The following is a 20,008-nucleotide window of genomic DNA, read 5'->3' as shown; positions in this document are numbered from 1 at the left end:
TAAAATATCAAATATTGGCTATTTTAAGTAATTTTATTGACCAATATCACTATGCTCTGCATACTCGCTGATTGAACTTTGCCAAGGAGGGCGATCATGTTTAGTACCTTTGCTATTGTCATTACTTTATTATTATTGATGTTTTTTGCTTATCGCGGTTATTCCGTGCTCATATTAGCACCGATTATGGCGACATTAGCCGTACTATTATCAGGTGATTTTTTAAGCACGATTCCGGCCTATACCGATGTGTTTATGGGCGCATTGAGTGGATTTTTACTTAAGTTTTTTCCTATATTCTTGCTGGGTGCATTATTTGGGCGTTTGATGGCAGACTCTGGTGCGGCGACCGCGATTGCCAAAACCGTGGTCGAAAAGCTTGGTGCCAGCAAAGCCATCTTAGCCGTTATCTTAGTTTGTGCCATTTTAACCTATGGTGGCGTCTCTTTATTTGTCGTGGCATTTGCTATTTACCCAATCGCCAAAGACTTGTTTAAAGCCGCTGATATTCCTAAGCGCTTGATTCCAGCAGCGATTGCCTTAGGCTCATTCACCTTTACGATGACGGCATTGCCAGGTACGCCTGCCATTCAAAACGCCATTCCGATTCCTTATTATAATACCAACGTTTTTGCCGCGCCTATCTTGGGTATTATCGGCGGTACCATCATGTTTATTTGTGGTTGGTTATGGCTACAATCACGCGCCAGAAAAGCCAATGCAGCAGGCGAAGGCTATGGTCAGCATGACGAAGAGGATGTGGGCGGCGTTGGCGCAGCCAAAAAAGACACTGAGGTATTAAATACGCATCACACCTCATTTACTATTGCTATGATTCCACTGGTGTTGGTCATTGGCTTAAATGCCTTATTAACTTACGCTGTCTTTCCATCAGTGGATTTTAGCGGCTTACAAGCTCAGTTTCCTGATCTAAATATCGCAGGCTCACTGGGTTTATGGTCAATTATCATCTCGTTAGTCGTGGCTTGTGCGGTGTTAATTTTGTTACGTATCGGTCATTGGAATAATCTGCAAAAAACCATCAACCGTGGTACTTATGATTCGATGTTGCCAATTTTTAATACCGCCTCAGAAGTTGGTTACGGCGCGGTTATCGCCTCGTTAGCAGGCTTCCTCATCATTCGTGATAGTATCTTAAATCTAACGCCTGACAATCCTTTAATCTCAGAAGCGGTGGCGATGACCACGCTGGCTGGTATTACTGGCTCGTCGTCTGGCGGTTTAAGCATTGCCCTCTCTACGTTGGGTGAAGACTATTTAAGAATGGCGGTCGCAGCGGGTATTGACCCAGAGCTCATGCACCGTGTTGCCGTGATGGCAGCGGGTGGTTTGGATACGCTACCGCATAGTGGCGCGGTCATCACCTTACTTGCGATTTGTGGTTTGACCCATAAGCAGTCCTATCTAAACGTCGCCATGGTAACGATGGTGATTCCACTTATTGCTGTGGTCGCCGTTATCATTTTAGGGACGATGTTTGGCTCGTTCTAATGTCCTGGAATGAGGCATTTATTAAACCTTAAAGATAATTAAATGTAACGATTATTGCTTGATACCAAAGAGCCCACTAAGCGATTGCTTGGTGGGTTTTTTATGGACGATTTTTCATTATTACCTCTAAATACAACCGACTATTTATCTCTCATAATTGATTGACACTCTATATACCGTATAGAGTTAATCGCTTTATTAGCGACTATATTAATTACTCAGGTAATGTCACAAATTTGGCTGAATTACGGTATCATAGGCACACTTTTTTAAATTTTTATTTGCTTAATACGTTTTAGCATTGATAGTTTGATATTAATAGTATCGCGTCTAATAGCTCAAAACCGCTTAAGACGTTTGATAACCAACCCGTTTATATAAAAATATAGGTGATAAAAGTGCGTGAGATTCTAGTAACCAGTGCTCTTCCTTATGCCAATGGCGATCTTCATTTAGGCCATCTTTTAGAACATGTACAGACTGACGTTTGGGTGCGTGCGATGAAAGCACAAGGTCATCAAGTCACCTATGTCTGTGCCGATGATGCTCATGGTACTGGTATCATGTTAAAAGCTGAAGAAAATGGCGTAACTCCAGAAGAGCAAATTGCCGCAGTGAAAGCGTCGCATGAAGCGGACTTTGCCAAATTTTTGATTAACTTTGACAATTATCACTCCACGCACTCAGAAGAAAACAAGCATTTTTCTGAGCTGATTTATCGTCGCTTGAATGATGCTGGGCATATTAGTACCAAAGATGTCGAACAACTATTTGACCCTGAAAAACAGTTGTTTTTAGCCGATCGTTTTGTCAAGGGTACTTGCCCTGAATGCGCAGCGGCAGACCAATACGGCGATAACTGTGAAGTTTGCGGTACGACCTATGATGCAACGGATCTTAAAGACCCGCATTCAACGTTATCAGATGCCACGCCTATTCTAAAAACCTCCAAGCACTACTTCTTTAATTTGCCTGAATTTGAGCAATTCTTGAAAGATTGGACGCGTAGTGACAATCGCTTGCAAACATCGGTCGCCAATAAACTACAAGAATGGTTTGAAGCAGGTCTGGCAACGTGGGACATTTCCCGTGATGCGCCCTACTTTGGTTTTCAGATTCCAGATACCCCAAGCGATGAGCCAGACAAATATTTTTATGTATGGCTAGATGCACCGGTCGGTTACATGGCGAGCTTCAAAAACCTGTGCGATAAACGCGCAGGTACAAACGAGGCGCTTGATTTCGACCGTTATTGGATGCAAGAAAACGAGCATAAAACCGAGGTGTATCACTTCATCGGTAAAGACATCGTTTATTTCCATGCGCTATTTTGGCCTGCTATGCTTGCTGGTAGTGAGTTCCGTACACCAACGGGTGTTTTTGCTCATGGCTTCTTGATGGTCAATGGCGAAAAAATGAGTAAGTCACGCGGTACTTTTATTAAAGCCGAAACGTATGCTGATCACTTACATCCTGAATACTTGCGTTATTATTTTGCTAGTAAACTGTCTGATAAAGTCGAGGATATCAACCTTGATTTAGAAGATTTCATGCAAAAGGTCAACTCTGATCTAGTCGGTAAAGTGGTCAATATCGCCAGTCGCAGCGCTGGATTCTTGGTCAAAAAGTACGATGGCATGCTCACAGAAGTCTGCGCTGAGCCAAGTTTATTAGAAGATATTACCAAAACGGGGGATGAGATTGCTGCCGCTTACGAGAACCGTGAGTTTTCTCGCGCCATGCGTTTGATTATGCAATGTGCTGATAAAGCCAATGAATATATCGATGAGAAAAAACCATGGGCGCTTGCTAAGGTCGAAGGCGCAGAGCAAGAAGTTCAAGATGTTTGCTCGGTCGCGATTAATATCTTCCGTCAATTAATGGTTTATCTTGCACCAGTATTGCCTGAGCTAACCGCCAATGCCAAAGAGTTTTTGAACATTGACGACTTAAGCTTTGCCAGCCGTAATGAATGGCTACTGGGTCATAAAATCAATAAGTTCAAACCTTTGATGCAGCGTATCGAAGAAAAAGACGTTGCCGCGATGGTTGAGGCGTCAAAAGAGTCTTTGGCTCAAACGGCTGCTCCAGTGGCTAGCAAAGCCGTTGCTAAAAAAGATAATAAGCCCGCAAAAGAAGCTGGTGCTGATATAGATGCTGAGACAAATACTGAGCAAACTGACTATATCGGTATCGAAGACTTTGCCAAAGTTGAGATGAAAGTCGCTCACGTTTTAGCCTGCAACCATGTCGAAGGCGCAGATAAGCTTTTACAATTCACCTTGGACGTTGGCGAAGACAAACCTCGCAATGTGTTTAGCGGCATCCGTAAGTTTTATGAGCCTGAGCAATTGCTAGATAAAAAGGTGATTTGCGTGACCAATCTTGCCCCGCGTAAGATGAAGTTTGGTGTCTCAGAAGGTATGGTGCTATCAACTGGCAATCCAAAAACCCAGCTGACGGTGGTTACCTTGCCTGACAACTGCGTGATTGGCGATGTGCTTGCTTAATAGTTAGGCTTACTCAACAAACAAAAAAGATGTCCAGCTGGGCATCTTTTTTATTGTCCCAAAACTATCACTGGTCAATCGCCAAAATCAGTGCTTATATAGAGAATAATATCGATGAATATTGACTCAGCATGTTCTTTATAGAAGTAATGACAAACGCGTTTTAATTTCTTATTGCCATAAGTTACATTACTGTCATAATATGGACGTAATGATCAATGGATTGATTACTTTGATGTTAGCCCGTTATCTCAGCATGCACATAACATTGACTCGGGTAACCTGCACTCTCTAACCTATGAGCCCCAATAAAATGACCTTTGCTACTACTTTACGCTTCAGCCTATTCGGTGCTGCTATGAGCGCCGCGCTTGGATTAATTGGCTGCTCAAACACGACCGACACTGCTGCAACGACAGATACAAGTGCCGCCGCAGATTCTGACAAGCCTGCCAAGACATTAGCCATCACTCAAATCGTCGAACATCCATCATTAGATGCGATGCGCCGCGGCATTATTGATGAGTTGGCAGATAATGGCTATGTTGAAGGCCAAAATCTAACCATTAATTTTCAAAGTGCTCAAGGCAATACAGCGACAGCAGGTCAGATTGCTAAGCAGTTTGCAGGAGACAACCCAGATGCCATCGTGGCAATCTCGACGCCATCAGCTCAGTCTATCGTTGCGTCAACTAAGACGGTTCCGGTTATTTATACGGCTATCTCAGATCCTGTCGCAGCAAAGCTCATTAACGAGAACAATACGCCTATCCAATCTAATGTGACAGGACTTTCTAGTGAGCTACCTATCGAGCCGCAACTAGACAATATTCAAAAAATTGCGCCCAATGCAAAAACCATTGGCTATGTTTATAGTCCAGGTGAAGTCAATTCGGTGGTGGTACTCAATCAACTGAAAAAAGCTGCGCCTGCGCGTGGGCTTAAGATATTAGACGTCACCGCCAATCGCCCAACGGATGTGGCGATGGCAACTCGTAGCCTTGCTGGTCGTGTTGATGTGATTTATACCTCACTAGATAACAATGTGGTATCCGCCTTTGAAGCGATGGCAGGTGCTGCCAATGAGCTTGATATTCCTGTCATTGCCTCAGACGAGTTCAGTGTGCGACGTGGTGCGACTGCGGCGCTTGGTGTCAATGATTATGATTTCGGTCGTACCACAGGCAAAATGGTGTATCGTGTGTTAAATGGCGAAGCAGTTAGCAGCATTAAGCCTGAAGTGATGAATACTTTAACCTTATATGCAAGCCCGAAACATGCGGCTGAGCAAGGCGTCAGCCTGACTGATGAGCTGCTAAAAAATGCCATTAATGTCGACAAACAAGCGCAGAGTGCAGATAAATAATACGGATAAATAGTTCTGACAAGTAGCACTGACAAATAACATTTAGCCTTCTATATTGATGGCTCGCTTTACCCTTTACCCATCTATACCTTTTATCTATAAATTAAATAATGTACGGACACATTATTATTTTCAGGAGTGAGACCCATGTTGTATCAAAATCGTTTTGGTCATTTTAACTTTAGTAAAGCACTATTATTAGGTGGCGTTTGTACTGCCATCTTGACTGGCTGTAATCAATCAGCACAAGATACCAGCACCACTGATACAGCTGCGACTGGCAATGCAGCCACAGCGATGAAGACCGTTGCTATTACGGCTATCGTCGAACATCCAGCGCTTGATGACGTCCGTAAGGGCGTTATCGACGAGCTTAATGAAGCAGGCTTTAAGGATGGTGAAAACTTAACGGTTAATTTCCAAAGTGCACAAGGTAACACTGCCACTGCTGGACAGATTGCTAAGCAATTCGTCGCAGATAATTCAGACGTTATCGTTGCGATTGGTACCCCATCAGCGCAGTCAGTAGCTGCTGCTACTAGCAGTATCCCTTTAGTATTCTCAGCAGTTACTGACCCAGTTGCCGCCAAACTAGTGACAAAACTAGATGGCTCTGGCACCAATGTCACTGGCGGCTCTGATGCACTGCCTTATGAGCCACAAATTGAGCTGATGCGTCAAATCATTCCTAGCCTGAAAAATGTCGGCTATGTTTATAGCCCAGGCGAAGTCAATTCAACGATTATCTTGAAAAACTTAAAAGAAAAACTGACACCACTAGGTATCAATGTACTCGAAGCCCCTGCCCAGCGTAGTACTGATATTGCGATGGCAGCACGTAGCCTCGAAGGTAAGGTCGATATGATCTATACCTCAACCGATAATAACGTCGTATCGGCTTACGAATCACTATATCAAGTCGCTAAAGAGAGCAAAATTCCACTGATTGCGTCTGACACTAGCTCAGTTGAGCGTGGTGCCGTTGCTGCATTGGGCGTGAATTACTACGAGCTTGGTCGCGAAACAGGCAAAATCGTGGTACGTATTTTAAATGGTGAAAAAGCAGGCGCTATTCCTGTCTACACCCCGCAAATGTTGGATCTATATGTTAGTCCAAAGCATGCCAAAGAAGAAGGCATTACTTTGTCACAAGCGGTTATCGATAAAGCAAAAGAAGTGGTAGAATAACGCACTTTTATAGCTAGCTCATTACAGCTATCGTAAGGTAGATACCGAGTTTGATGGATTTGGTGTCAGCCGTCATCTACCTTTATGCGATGAGGCTAAATATTTAACATCAGAAACCCAGCTATGAATCAGTAGGCTGGGCTTCTTATTTAAACCACATTGATTAAATATAAAGTATTTGCGTCGTTTTTAAATTTGCCCTTTTTTTAATCAAAGCTTTGAACCTAGGTAGCTTATGATAGCTGTTGGTCGTGACATGTTTTGGTTTACCCTAACCGCAGATTGTTTAATCTGTTAAATTCACCGCTTAGTCGTTTAGCTAAAATTGACGTATAGATGAGACAGCGCTGATCTATCTCACGCACTCATTCTATGAATCGATATTAGAACGTTAGTTGCTAAACGCTTGGTTATGACTTACTGATCTCTTATGTCTTTAATTGCTTTTTTTGGTGCACTTGAAAGCGGTCTGATTTATGGCCTAGTAGCACTTGGTGTGCTGATCTCATTTCGCACCCTCGACTTCCCCGACTTGACCGCTGACGGTAGTTTTCCACTAGGTGGCGCTGTCGCTGGTATTTCTATCATCGCTGGTGTCAACCCATGGCTTGCCTGTGCTTTTGGTATGTTGGCAGGTTCTGTCGCTGGTATTGTTACGGCATGGCTACACGTCAAGCTTGGCATCCTGCAACTACTTGCCAGTATCTTGGTGATGGTCGCACTATATTCTATCAATTTACGGATTATGGGTGCACCGAACTTGCCATTATTGGGTGAAACCACGGTCTTTAGCACCTTGGTCACGGATGGCAACGGCTATTGGATGCGCTGTCTAATTATTGGTGTCGTGGTGATAGCTGCCATGTTATTTTTAAACTGGTTCTATAGCACCGAAACGGGTCTTTCGATGCGGGCGACTGGCTCAAACCTCCGCATGGCACAGGCGCAAGGCATCAATACCTCATGGATGACCATCATCGGTATGGCGATTTCTAACGGTTTGATTGCTCTAGCAGGTGCATTGTTTGTGCAGACCCAAGGTGGCGCAGATATCTCGATTGGTATTGGTACCATTGTCATCGGTTTAGCAGCGGTCATCATTGGTGAAACCATCATTCCTGCCAAGCGTATTTGGCTGATTACCTTTGCCGTGGTCGTCGGTGCGGTGCTATACAAGCTATTTATTCAGGTGGCGCTATCGAGCGATACGCTCCGTAGTATTGGTTTTGGTCCGCAAGATTTAAACTTGATTACAGCGCTACTCGTCGTATTTGCCTTGGTCTTGCCAAAAGCTAAAAATAAATTTTTAAGTCGTAAAGTTCGGGCTTAATGTCAATGTGCAACCATAAGGAATAATTATTATGATGCAAGCTACAGATTTGCGGTTGACCTTTAATCCTGGAACGCCCATTGAAAACCCTGCCCTACGCGGTATCAATCTCAACATCGCTGATGGTGAATTTGTCACCGTAATCGGTACCAATGGCGCGGGTAAATCAACCTTTTTAAATGCGGTCAGTGGTACCACGCGCGTCGATAGCGGCTCAATCTTATTAAATGGTATCGATGTCACCAAAAAGACCGCGCACCAACGCGCCCATTGGGTGGCACGTGTGTTTCAAGACCCGATGGCGGGGACTTGTGAAGCATTGACCATTGAAGAAAACATGGCGCTGGCTTATAAGCGCGGCGGCAAACGTGGTTTGAGCTTTGCACTTAACCAAAATAACCGTGATTTATTTCGCGAAAAATTATCAGTATTAAAATTGGGGCTAGAAAATCGTTTGACTGACCGTATGGGTCTGTTATCCGGTGGTCAACGTCAAGCTGTTAGCCTATTGATGGCTTCACTGCAACCTTCCAAAATTTTATTGCTTGATGAGCACACTGCTGCCCTCGACCCTAAGACTGCTGCTTTCGTTTTAGAATTGACCGATAAGATTGTGACGGACAATCAGCTTACAACGATGATGGTCACGCATTCAATGCAGCAGGCATTGGCGCATGGCACCAGAACGGTGATGTTACATCAAGGACAAGTGGTATTAGATGTGGCTGGCGATAAACGTCAAGGCATGACTGTACATGACTTACTTGATATGTTTGAGCAAACGCGCGGCGAAAAAGTCGAAGATGATAGCTTGATATTGAGTTAAATAACTTAGCAAAACTCTTCAACTCTTGAAAAAATAGAACGTCTGTTTAATATCAGGCGTTTTTTTATGACTGCTTTAATTGATACGACTGTCTTAATTTTTAAGCATCAAGCAATACTAACTTTTGAATCAACTCACTGACATGTTGTGACTGCATTTTTTTCATCACTTGTGAACGATGCACCTCTACCGTACGGACAGAAACGTCTAAATGATCGGCGATATTTTTATTCAAATTACCTTCTAACAATTCATTGGCAACCTGCTTTTCTTTATCGGTCAGCTGCGCATAGAGCTTTTTAATATCATAAAGCGTGGCGCGTTTTAGAGTGAGGTCTTGCGCACATGCAAGCGCTTCTTGTAGCCGGCGGCTATTAATCGGCTTTTCCAGATAGTCAGCCGCACCTTGCTTCAGCATATTGACAGCATCAGCAATCTCGCCATTTCCAGTTAGCGCTATCAATGCCATAGGGCTATCCTGTTGACTAAGGTGCACTTGTAGCGCTTGACCACTCATCTCTGGCATCATCAAATCACTCACAATCACTGCTGGACGATAGATATTGACTTGTTGCAAAAAAGTCAACGCACTTGCCCACACTTGGGTCGGTAGCCCTAAGCTACTAATCAAAAAATCACAGGACATGCGCACACCTTCTTCATCATCAATGATATGAATGATAAGCGATTCTGGCGTAATGCCTGATAAATCGTCAGACAGATGACTGCTTTCATCTTGCCAGCACGTAGGCTCATTTGAGAGTTGATTAGACGTCATATGTGACCTTATGGCTAAATACATTGTTGATATTCATTAGAGTTTTTCGTCATTATTCGCTAAAGATAATGGCAGATAAAAAGATATTTGTGCGCCCACCGTGTTTGACAGCTGATAGTTAGCATTGATTTGTAGTAGCTGGATTTTACCATTTAAGCTACGCTTAAAGCGGCGCTGCTCACTGCTCATTACTTGGTAAACTTGCTCAATTTCACATTCGGCATCAATATTTTTTAGCTGCATCATACCACCCAGCGACTTGCATAAGCGCTGACATATCATCAGTCCTAAGCCTAGACCGTCTGCTTTCGTTGATTGAGTAGCATACTGACTGGGTAGGTTCTCTGGTAAATACTCCCCCTGCAACTGGGCTTGATCAAAGCCGCCAGCATCATCGCTTAGATGCAATACCAACCATTGCTTGCCATCGTGTTCTTTTGCCTGACAGCGGAGCATGATATTGGTCGCCCCTTGCTGCGCAGCATTGGTCATGCTATTTATCAGTAACTGATCTAATAGTAAATTTGGCAAGGTTAAATGCTGATAATTACTTGCCAGCCAAAAATTGACACCTACTGCTTGCTCACCCAATAATAAGATGCACTGTTGATAGGTGGCTGCAATATCGACACGAGTTTCATTCGCTTGCGACCGTCCAGCCCAGCGGCGGATATTAGTCACCACAGCAGCGACACGTTCTGTTTCATTGACAATCTGCTGTAGAGCATTCTCTGTTGCCGCATTATCAAGTGGCGCTATGTCGATAGCATTTTTAGACAAACTTGCGTGTTGACTGCGTATCAATAACCCTTGCGCATAATTTTGAATGGTTGCCAGCGGCTGATTGATTTCATGAGCGATAGCACCGCTCATCTCACCGATAACCGCAAAGCGCTCTGATTGGTGTAACTGCTGATCATAATCACGGATTAGTCTATTTTGCCGCACTATCTTTTTTTGTCGCCGCCATGCTAGCCAGCTCATCCAAGCATAATTTACTGTCGATATCAGGATAACCAAAATAATCACAGCCATCCATAATCGATGCGCCTTTATCCAGTCGATCATATGCGCACTCAGCTGCTTTTGGGCGGGATGGCGATTCATCTCATAAAGGATGCGCTCAGCATCACTACTCGATTCTGCTGGCAGCCAACGCTGCTCTGCTTGACTCTTGCCAAATAGATTTTGATTGATCTGGCGCACCAAAGCATCTGGCGCTTGCTCGGTCGCTGCCAGTGTCCAATTTGGGTATATTTTCGTCGAAGAGTGGCAGCTGGATACAGTGGCAACTGGATGAATGAGACGGTATTGCTTGTCATTGATTTGACCGCGCCTTGCCATCTCCTCCATCAAACAAAGCGGTGTAATGGCAGCGTCTACCTTGCCGCTAGCCAAGGCATGCAAAGTGCGCTCTATCGGATAACCGACAAACTGTGTTTGATAGTGATTTGGCGTGATACCATTTTGCTGTAATAAATGTGCGCCCAATAAATAACCGCCAAATGCGTCAGTGTCGACGGCAGCAATATGCCGTTGCTCCAAATCCTGCAAACGATAAATATCACTGTCGGTAGCGACCCATAAAGCACTGGCGACCTCTTCCATCGCACTCGGCTGTTTTAATGGCGTATATTCATTTAGTTTATTAAATTCATTGGCGAGGGTGACTGTCGTCGATAGCTGATTTTGCGATTGTTGCCCATTAACACCCTCAGCATCAAATCCTTGATTACTAAAAATTTTATCACGAGAACTTCTATCACGAGCGTTTTGCGCATTATTATTTAATTGAGCCGTCTCTGTTTGTAAGGTAGCCAGCCAGCGCCACCTGATGGTATTCATTTTTATAAACTGTACTTGCGGGCCAAGCACTAGCGCAAACTGCTGTGCCTCTATTTGCTGTTGCCAATTCTCCAGCGCCAAAGGTACCAATATCACGGTGTCATCTGATAGCTGATCATTAAGCTCGTCAAGCCACGGCTGCCAGCGATTTTGGGCGGCTGTTTCGCCTTGCGGTGCCAGCACACCCAAATAGTAGGTCTGGGCGGTGGCCTTAGATAGCGGCAACCAAGCAACCGATGCCACAACGGTAATAAAACAGGTCTTTAAGATAGTCCAAATTTTAGACTTTTTATGCATACACCTAGCCTTATATTTGACCTACCAAACGTACATTATAAGTAAAAACCTTAATTATAATGTGGTTTTCCACAATATCACAATATTACCCGCCGCCCTATACTAGATGACAGTTGTGTAACTTTTAATTCGCTGAGCTTAAATCACAAATATTCGATTTCAATTTTGATTTCAATAAGAATGGTTAATACACCTCATGAAATATGGGTGATGAATTATAAGCTTAGTAAAAATATCTTATGGAGGGCGGGCTTATGAAAAAATGGCCACTGATTATAATAATAGCAGCCATCATCGGGCTGGTGGTTGCCTTTATTATTGGGCAATTACTGCCAAATATGCGCACCAGCAGTAGCGATATCGAGGTAAATATCACTGATCCTGCTCTCATCAAGCAGGGCGAATATATCGCGCGCACTGCTGACTGTGTCGCGTGTCATACCACGCTCGATGGCGAGACTTATGCGGGCGGTCTGCCTATGCTAACGCCACTTGGAGCAATTTATTCGACCAATATCACACCCGATCAAGAAACTGGCATCGGCAACTATAGTTTCGACGACTTTAAAAACGCTGTTAAGCATGGGGTACGCAGTGACAATAAAGCCTTATACCCTGCTATGCCGTACCCCTCTTACCAACTCATGCCAGACGAAGACTTAGCCGCGATGTACGCTTTCTTTATGTCCGATGTCAAAGCCGTCAAGCAAGCCAATCTAAAAAGCGAGCTACCTCCGATAGCAAACTGGCGCTGGCCTTTGGCATACTGGCAGGTCTTATTTGATCGCAAGCGTAACTTTGTCCCTGAGACAGACGACGCACTATTGACTCGTGGTCAATACTTAATCGAAGGTCCTGGGCACTGCGGCTCTTGTCACACTGGGCGCGGTATTGGCTTTCAAGAAATCGCTCTAAGTAATGCAGATTCTAACAAGTATTTGAGCGGTGCCATCATCGATGGTTGGCGCGCCAAAAGTATCCGCGGTGAGCATCGCGGACTTGGCACTTGGACGGTTGCAGAATTAAATGACTTCTTCAAAACTGGGCGTACTGATACCACGGCTGCCTTTGGTGCCATGGCCGAAGTGGTTGAGCATAGTACCCAGTATATGACCGACTACGACATCAACGCCATGTCATCCTATCTTAAAACATTAACGCCAGCACCAAACAAAGAAGCCACACTGCCAGCGAAAAAAGACCTCACCACACAAAAATTACTAGATGGTGACTATGATTCGCGTGGTTCGATTTTGTACGCCGAATATTGCCAAATTTGTCACCGTGTCGATGGTAAAGGAGTCGCGCGTATTTTCCCAGCGCTTGATGGCAATAGTGCGGTTTATTCTAACAATGCCGATTCGGTCTTACAGATTACCTTAAGCGGTGGTCGTATGCCTGAAACCCCACATGACCGTATGGCGTTTACTATGCCTGAATTCAGCAATCTTAGCGATGCAGATGTGGCAGAAGTGGTCAATTATGTCCGCAATAGCTGGACCAACCAAGCGCCTGAAATCGATGTCGATGACGTGGTAAAAATGCGGGCTTTCCTCGCTAAAAAACCAAAAACCAGTACGGATATTGCCCCCGACTTAAGTATTGATGCGCAAACAAAAGGAGCAGAATAATGAAAAAATCTCCACTCAACTTGCCTACTATTGCTAGCGTTATCTCTCAAAAAATCAATATGAGCAACCTAACCACCGCTATCCTTACTGCTTCAGCGTTTAGTGTCGCTGCTATCAGTAGTGGTTGCTCGCAGCCCGAGCCTATCGAGCAGAATGCGCCTGAGTACGGCTTAGTCACTGCTGATGATGCCAACGAAGATATCGGCACTTATGTGCTGCCGCAAGATACGGCTATCTTGGATGAACCAAATGCTGATGAGATATTTTATGGTAAACGCTTATTAAACGAAACCAAGCGCTTACTCCCAGAGCACGTTGGCGCGCAAATGAACTGTAACAGTTGCCATATCTCACAAGGTAAAATTCCACTTGGCGACCCGTACATCAATAGTTATAACTTCTATCCGCGCGTGATGCCACGATCTGGTAAGGAAATTGATTTAACCAAACGTATTAATGGCTGCTTCCAGCGCTCAATGAATGGCAAACCGTTAAAACCTGAGTCACCTGAAATGCTGGCAATGTTGGCTTATATGAAGTGGCTATCGCAAAATACCCCAAAAGAGCAAAAAGTCGATATCCAAAATGCAGGTAAAGTGGATGAATCACTAATCCCAGATCCTGTCCGCGGCGAACAAATTTATAAAGCTCAATGTGCAACTTGTCATGGTGATAATGGCGAAGGCCTCAAAGACAGTCGCGGCGATATCGTCTTCCCACCACTATGGGGCGATGAGTCCTTTAATATAGGTGCTGGTATGGCGCGTACTTATAAGGCGGCGGCCTTTGTAAAATACAACATGCCGATGGGTATTCAGACCAAAGGCTTATGGGGTCACGGAAATGTGCTGAGCGATCAAGATGCCGTCGATGTAGCGCACTTCTTTACTCATCAGCCGCGACCTGACTTTGCTGGTAAGGTCAATGATTGGCCAAATGGTAAAAAACCTAAAGACGCGCGTTACTGATATCTTAAGAAGACAGTATTTATAAAGACTTCACTTAAGCGGACTTCACTTAGCAGACATCATTCTATACTCGCTTGTGAGTGAGCATACACACGATAAACCTTTAAGAAAATACATTTTTCTTAAAGGTTTTTTTGTTATCTATAGTTAATGCTTCTACAAAATTCTCGCTCGTCACTATATAGTTGCTGTATATCAAAGTCCGCTACCGCCATTTACTATGAGGTCTGTCATGCGCAAAATTCCTGTCTACTCCCACCCTGCTGCCGGTTGGCCTGCGCTGATTTCCTCTACTCGTAAGCTGATGGATTATCAGACTTTTTTACGGGGTAGCATAAGTGTGCTAAAAAGCAATCAGCCTCATGGAGGATTTGACTGCCCAGGCTGCGCTTGGCCAGATCATAAGTCACATAAAGCCATTGATGTCTGTGAAAACGGCATCAAAGTCATCGCCAGCGAGACCATGACTAAAAAAGCCGATGCGCAGTTTTTTGCGCGACATAGCGTCACCGAATTACAAGGCTGGTCGGGCTATGAGCTTGAGCATAGTGGTCGTTTGTCAGAGCCTGTATATTATGATGCTGCGCAAGACCGCTACTTACCAATCTCTTGGGAAGCCGCTTATACATGTATCGCTGAGCAGTTGGGACAGCTTGATTCGCCAGATGAGGCGCTATTTTATACCTCTGGCCGTGTTACTAACGAGCCCGCCTTTATGTATCAACTGTTTGTGCGCTGTTTTGGCACCAATAATTTGCCAGATTGCTCCAATATGTGTCACGAACCAACGTCGGTAATGCTCGGTAGACAGTTAGGTATTGGCAAAGCGACCGTGAAATTGGAAGACTTTGAGCAAGCCAAACTGATATTGATGTTTGGACAAAATCCTGCGACCAATCACCCACGAATGCTGGAGATGCTCGCCCATGCTCACGAGCAAGGCTGTCGAATCCTCTCAATCAACCCTATGCGCGAACAAGGCTTACGTAAATTTAGAAATCCGCAAAAGCCCACGCATATGGCAGCTGGTCAAAGTGATGAGATGGTCGATGAGGTCATTCAAATTCAGATCGGCGGCGATGCAGCACTATTAACCGGTATCGCTAAGTGGCTGACTAAAAACAATAAAATCAATCACAGCTTTATCGATGAGCATACCTCAGGATATGAGGCACTCGACGCGTGGCTGCGCCAACAATCATGGCCGGATGTGGAACGCGGGTCTGGTATCAGTAAAGAGGAAATCATTAATATAGCAAAACTGGTAGTGGCGAGTCCTGCGACCATTTGCACCTGGGGTATGGGCATCACTCAGCACGTCCAAGGCGATGACAATGTAGCGATGATTACCAACCTATTATTATTGATGGGGATGATTGGTATTGATGGCGCAGGCGCGTCTCCCGTTCGTGGTCACTCTAACGTACAGGGCGACCGTACTATGGGCATCCATGAGCGCCCTGCACAAAAGCTACTAGACAGCCTTGAGCGTGTGTTTGAACGTCCGATGCCACAAGAAAATGGCTTTGATGTGGTCTCTGGTGCGAAAGCATTGATTGCCGGTAAGCTAAAAGTCTTTATGAGTATGGGCGGTAATTATGCCGTGGCAGCACCTGATAACAGTGCAATTCAGCAAGCTTTGACCACCAGTCAGCTCAATATTTTTGTCGGTACTAAACTTAATGAAACTATGCTGTATCCGGGCGCGAACAATCTTATTTTACCTTGCTTAGGTCGTACCGAACGTATTATTACTGCCAAAGGTGAGCAATTTGCCACTATCGAAGATTCCATGTGTCAGATTGTACCCACTCGAGGCAATCTGAAACCTGTCAGCGGTACGTTGAAGTCTGAAGCACAAATTGTGGCAGATATCGCCACTTATGTGCTTGGTGCTGATTCGTCCATTCCTTGGCAAGCAATGAGTGAAGACTTTGACATCGTTCGTGATTATATCGCCCAAGCGATTGACGGTTTTGAAGACTTTAATCAGCGTATTCGCGAAACCGAGCGTGGCTTTCATTTGTACCATTCTGCGCGTCATCGTGTGTGGAATACTGACAGTGGCAAAGCGCAATTTGAAGTACCACAATACCCTATCACCTACGTCGCAACACAAATGACAGAGACCACCTTAGCCTTTCACCATGACAAAAAACCTAATGATAAGACTAATAATGCGCGAAACAATGAACAAAAAATTTGGCAATTGACCAGTGTCCGTAGCCATGATCAATTTAATACCATGATTTTCGGATTTGAAGATCGCTATCGCCAAACCAATCGCCGTGATGTGTTGTTTATGCACCCAGATGAAATGACTCGTTTGGGTTGGCAAGCAGGTGATAGAGTAATAGTATCCCGCCATGCCAGCTCAAATGGTTCAAATAGCATAGAAGGTACCGTTCAGCCACGCACGCTAGGGCCGTTAGTATTGACTGATATGGATATCGCCGCTAACGCTGTCGCAACTTATTATCCTGAATGTAATGATTTATTTGATTTAGACACGCATGCACCAGACTCTCACATACCAGCGTATAAATCGACGACCGTTGTTTTGCAACGCGTTGAAGCAAATGCTGGTACGACCGATCACGCATAGTCAGCAACGGGCGGATCATTGAATGATGCATATATTTAAAGGAGATGATAACTTTGGCAATGACCATACGATATAACGAGGTATTATGATTGCCCAAAGTGATACTGAAACTGACGAAAAATATAGCGATAATTTTTCGGTAAACACCCTAACAGATAAGACGTCAGAAACTATAGAGTCATCTGCAACGCCGCTTGCACGTAATCATTGGGCGCAAAAGCATCATTATCCGACAGATAAGTATAACCCTAACAGCATTATTGAGACCCGTGTTGCTAAGACTAATATTGCACAGACCCATATGCAGCAAATCAGTATCGACTGCCAATCAGCCAGCTTAGCAGTGGAAGCTGCGGTTGCTATCGTTATCAATGGTATTCACTATGCGGTATTGATGGCAAGCCCTCATCAGCTAGAGTATTTAGCCGTCGGATTTTTGTTTAGCGAAGGCTTAATTCAGCATAGTCATGAGCTGCTTGATTGGGAAGTTACCCAACTGAATGATATTGCAGATTATCAAAATCTCACGCAAGATTCATTTATAAAGGAACGATTTATAAGAGATGCTACGGATGAAAGTTTTGAATCTGCAGCATTTGAACAAAGCTTATCGTCACTGCAAGATTATGACATTTATGTGGTGGAGCTAGTACTAAACCAGCGTTGTCATCAGCGTATCCAAGAGCAAAGACGCCAGCTAGCAGGGCGTACAGGTTGTGGTATGTGCGGCATCACAGGGCTAACACAAGCACTGCCTGACTTGAGTATCTATCGTCAACACAGACAAAAGGCAGATACACCAAGTCTTGATTGTCTATTAGCAATACGCCAGCAAGTCGATGCCATGCAGCATACGCACCAACTGACCGGTGCCGTACACGCCGCTGCGACGATGTATAATCAGCGGCTATACCTATTCGAAGATGTAGGGCGCCATAATGCGCTTGATAAGCTGATCGGTTGGCAACTGCGTAATAAAGTAGAGATTAGCTGCGTACTTATGACCTCACGCCTATCGATTGAGCTGGTACAAAAATCCATTCGTGGGCGTATCCCTTGGCTAGTCGGTATGTCTGCACCTACCAGTACCGCAGTGCGTGTCGCTGAGCGTTATGGCTTAGGATTAGCGGGTTTTTTGCGTGATAACAGAGTCACTTACTATTCGAATTATTCAGACCTATAAAATTTTATGCTCGACTCTCTCATGAAGCCCACTTATTCATAAACTCTCATTTGCAGCGCTTTAATGACAGACATATAACCCTGATTTTTCGATCATAAATTGTCTTCTTTTTCGCTCACACAAGGCCTTTTTAAAACACTATCTATTCCCTATCTTGTTTTATCAAACACACAACGAAATAATTAAGATATTATTTCGTTGTGTGTTTGATAATTATGATGTTTTTTGACGAACCATCTCTGATTTTTAAGCTTGACAATGGCTTAATTTGACCTCTTCATACTTTGAATAGCCATTAATTTATGGTCAAATAAGGAGAATTGAGTAGATAATTCGCATTTAGCGAAAAAATAACTTGTAATTTAAATTATATTTGCTAATATAGGCGTCCTTGATTGGCTGGGTGGCAGAGTGGTCATGCAGCGGACTGCAACTCCGTTAACGCCGGTTCGATTCCGACCTCAGCCTCCAATTATTTAGGTTAAAATTTTATTCATATTATATTAATTTTAGCTTGCTTTATTAATATAAATGCTTATAATAGCGACCACTATCTAACAAGTAGAAAGCTTACTTTTAGATTATACAAGTTTTGCCCGGGTGGTGAAATTGGTAGACACAAGGGATTTAAAATCCCTCGCTAGTAATAGCGTGCCGGTTCAAGTCCGGCTCCGGGTACCATTATATTAAAAGGCTTCCAAGCAATTGGAAGCCTTTTTCTTATTGTGCACTTTCTCTTATTAAACTAAATTTTTTCCACTATTTAGACAATTTACTAGTAATGAACTGCTAGCTTTACTGTTAAACGTCCTTCTCACGTTTAGGGTAATAAGCTATATCAATTGTATATAATCAATAGTTAGCCACATCCTATTATCCCATTCTGAAAAGGCAAACCTTGTGTCGTAATAAAAAATAGATAGAACGACCCTAACATGATAAAAAAAGCAGCCACTTTCATAGTACTTAACGGCCTATTGGTGACACTAGCCAGCGCAAGCATTAATTTGGAATCCGTTAGCATAAATAAACGCAGTGCCTGCATAAAGATAGCCTTTAATAATTGCTCATAGATTAAAGGACCGCGAGTTTGTTCAACAAACAGCAGAATCGATATATCGACGATGACTATAGTAAAAAAGGCATGTTTAACAGAGCTATTTAAATACGCATTTCAATTGTGCCATTTATAAGCTTTAGGTCGCCTTGCTCTTTTCCTCTTTGTATAACTCGTGGTAGGTTGAATAGTCATCGGATTGGTTTCGTTAAAATACCAAATGGTTTGCCATTCAAGTCGCTTCATCTTTGGCATGATGTCACCTGCTTTAAAGTGTCTAACTGCCCATTGATCGTAGGGGTTAAGTCGCATGTCATCAAATTTAATTGAATGAATCATTTCATTTGTTTTTTTATCAATAATATGCAAGTTGAGAGACTCAAGATTAGTACCTTCACTACCTCTGACAGAGGCAATAATATCTTTATAATTAAGAAGATGAAAAACAGGTTCTTGCTTGCGATTATGCTCATAGTAGGCGATTTGTTGCGTTTGTTTTAGTAATAGAATTTTATAATAGCGGGACTTTTTAGTTTTAAATTGTTTAAAAGTTAAAAAAGGGGCAAAGCCAAGCATTAACAGTAATAATAGCTGCATAACTATGCCTATAAAAAACAAAAAATCTATTCCCTTATTAAACATAATATCAAAGAAAATTACTAAAAAAATAAAGAAACTTTGCCCAAATAACCACGCCGCCCCATAAGACGCTAACAGAATTACTGATTGAATAGAGTTGATAGAAGGATGAAACAGAAAATAATCCGGGTTTACCTCATGAATAAGCGAATTTAATCTATTAATGCTATATTCTTTCTCTTTGAAATTAGCAATTTCACCTTGATAAGGATGTCCAACAATCTTACCGACAGGGAGTTTTTGTGGCACTGGTAGTATCATAATAGAACTCAA

The 20,008-nt window shown here is 43.5% G+C and carries 13 protein-coding genes and 2 tRNA genes; 12 read left to right on the top strand and 3 right to left on the bottom strand.

Annotated elements, in window-relative coordinates; translation table 11 throughout:
• Positions 1 to 96 precede the first annotated feature (96 nt).
• The 6 genes from AK822_RS05010 to AK822_RS04985 all read left to right on the top strand — a co-directional run bounded on the left by AK822_RS05010 (position 97) and on the right by AK822_RS04985 (position 8,732).
• The gene (locus AK822_RS05010) at positions 97 to 1,512 is read left to right on the top strand and encodes a GntP family permease (RefSeq protein ID WP_060490787.1); all 1,416 of its coding nucleotides are present in this window, start codon (positions 97 to 99) and stop codon (positions 1,510 to 1,512) included.
• 398 nt (positions 1,513 to 1,910) lie between these two features.
• Entirely contained in the window at positions 1,911 to 4,022 is a 2,112-nt protein-coding gene (gene metG / locus AK822_RS05005) for a methionine--tRNA ligase (RefSeq protein WP_167541668.1), read from the top strand.
• A 313-nt stretch (positions 4,023 to 4,335) separates the two neighbouring features.
• A complete protein-coding gene (locus tag AK822_RS05000) occupies positions 4,336 to 5,388 on the top strand; it encodes an ABC transporter substrate-binding protein (protein WP_060490786.1) in 1,053 nt (350 codons plus the stop codon).
• Between the two features lie 147 nt (positions 5,389 to 5,535).
• Positions 5,536 to 6,576 (top strand): ABC transporter substrate-binding protein, encoded by a 1,041-nt coding sequence (locus AK822_RS04995; RefSeq protein WP_060490785.1) that lies wholly within the window; start codon positions 5,536 to 5,538, stop codon positions 6,574 to 6,576.
• A gap of 430 nt (positions 6,577 to 7,006) precedes the next feature.
• Positions 7,007 to 7,906, top strand: a complete 900-nt coding sequence (locus AK822_RS04990) for an ABC transporter permease (protein ID WP_045446789.1) — start codon at positions 7,007 to 7,009, stop codon at positions 7,904 to 7,906.
• A gap of 31 nt (positions 7,907 to 7,937) precedes the next feature.
• Positions 7,938 to 8,732, top strand: coding sequence for an ABC transporter ATP-binding protein (locus tag AK822_RS04985; RefSeq protein WP_045446787.1), 795 nt, complete (start codon positions 7,938 to 7,940; stop codon positions 8,730 to 8,732).
• Between the two features lie 100 nt (positions 8,733 to 8,832).
• Here the strand turns inward: AK822_RS04985 and AK822_RS04980 are convergent, their stop codons facing one another.
• Positions 8,833 to 9,510: a response regulator transcription factor gene (locus AK822_RS04980; RefSeq protein WP_167541667.1), complete on the bottom strand. Its 678-nt coding sequence runs from the start codon at positions 9,508 to 9,510 to the stop codon at positions 8,833 to 8,835.
• 36 nt (positions 9,511 to 9,546) lie between these two features.
• Positions 9,547 to 11,652, bottom strand: coding sequence for a PhnD/SsuA/transferrin family substrate-binding protein (locus tag AK822_RS04975; RefSeq protein WP_060490784.1), 2,106 nt, complete (start codon positions 11,650 to 11,652; stop codon positions 9,547 to 9,549).
• 254 nt (positions 11,653 to 11,906) lie between these two features.
• On the opposite strand from AK822_RS04975, the gene AK822_RS04970 reads away from it, so the two are divergent.
• The 6 genes from AK822_RS04970 (at position 11,907) to AK822_RS04945 (ending at position 18,720) form a co-directional block, all read left to right on the top strand.
• On the top strand, positions 11,907 to 13,283 hold the full coding sequence (locus tag AK822_RS04970) for a cytochrome c (RefSeq protein ID WP_060490783.1): 1,377 nt from the start codon (positions 11,907 to 11,909) through the stop codon (positions 13,281 to 13,283).
• Positions 13,283 to 14,251 (top strand): c-type cytochrome, encoded by a 969-nt coding sequence (locus AK822_RS04965; protein WP_205628061.1) that lies wholly within the window; start codon positions 13,283 to 13,285, stop codon positions 14,249 to 14,251. Before AK822_RS04970 ends, AK822_RS04965 begins: the two co-directional genes overlap by 1 nt.
• A gap of 232 nt (positions 14,252 to 14,483) precedes the next feature.
• Entirely contained in the window at positions 14,484 to 16,856 is a 2,373-nt protein-coding gene (locus AK822_RS04960; protein WP_060490782.1) for an FdhF/YdeP family oxidoreductase, read from the top strand.
• Between the two features lie 85 nt (positions 16,857 to 16,941).
• Positions 16,942 to 18,039, top strand: a complete 1,098-nt coding sequence (locus tag AK822_RS04955; RefSeq protein ID WP_060490781.1) for a formate dehydrogenase accessory sulfurtransferase FdhD — start codon at positions 16,942 to 16,944, stop codon at positions 18,037 to 18,039.
• 397 nt (positions 18,040 to 18,436) lie between these two features.
• A tRNA-Cys gene (locus AK822_RS04950) sits at positions 18,437 to 18,510 on the top strand.
• A 123-nt stretch (positions 18,511 to 18,633) separates the two neighbouring features.
• Positions 18,634 to 18,720, top strand: a tRNA-Leu gene (locus tag AK822_RS04945).
• A 493-nt stretch (positions 18,721 to 19,213) separates the two neighbouring features.
• On the opposite strand, the gene AK822_RS04935 is transcribed toward AK822_RS04945, so the two are convergent.
• A complete protein-coding gene (locus tag AK822_RS04935; protein WP_060490779.1) occupies positions 19,214 to 19,996 on the bottom strand; it encodes a hypothetical protein in 783 nt (260 codons plus the stop codon).
• Positions 19,997 to 20,008 lie beyond the last annotated feature (12 nt).

This window comes from Psychrobacter sp. P11F6 (assembly GCF_001435295.1).
Lineage (GTDB): Bacteria > Pseudomonadota > Gammaproteobacteria > Pseudomonadales > Moraxellaceae > Psychrobacter.
This window is presented reverse-complemented; position numbering and strand designations above follow the sequence as displayed.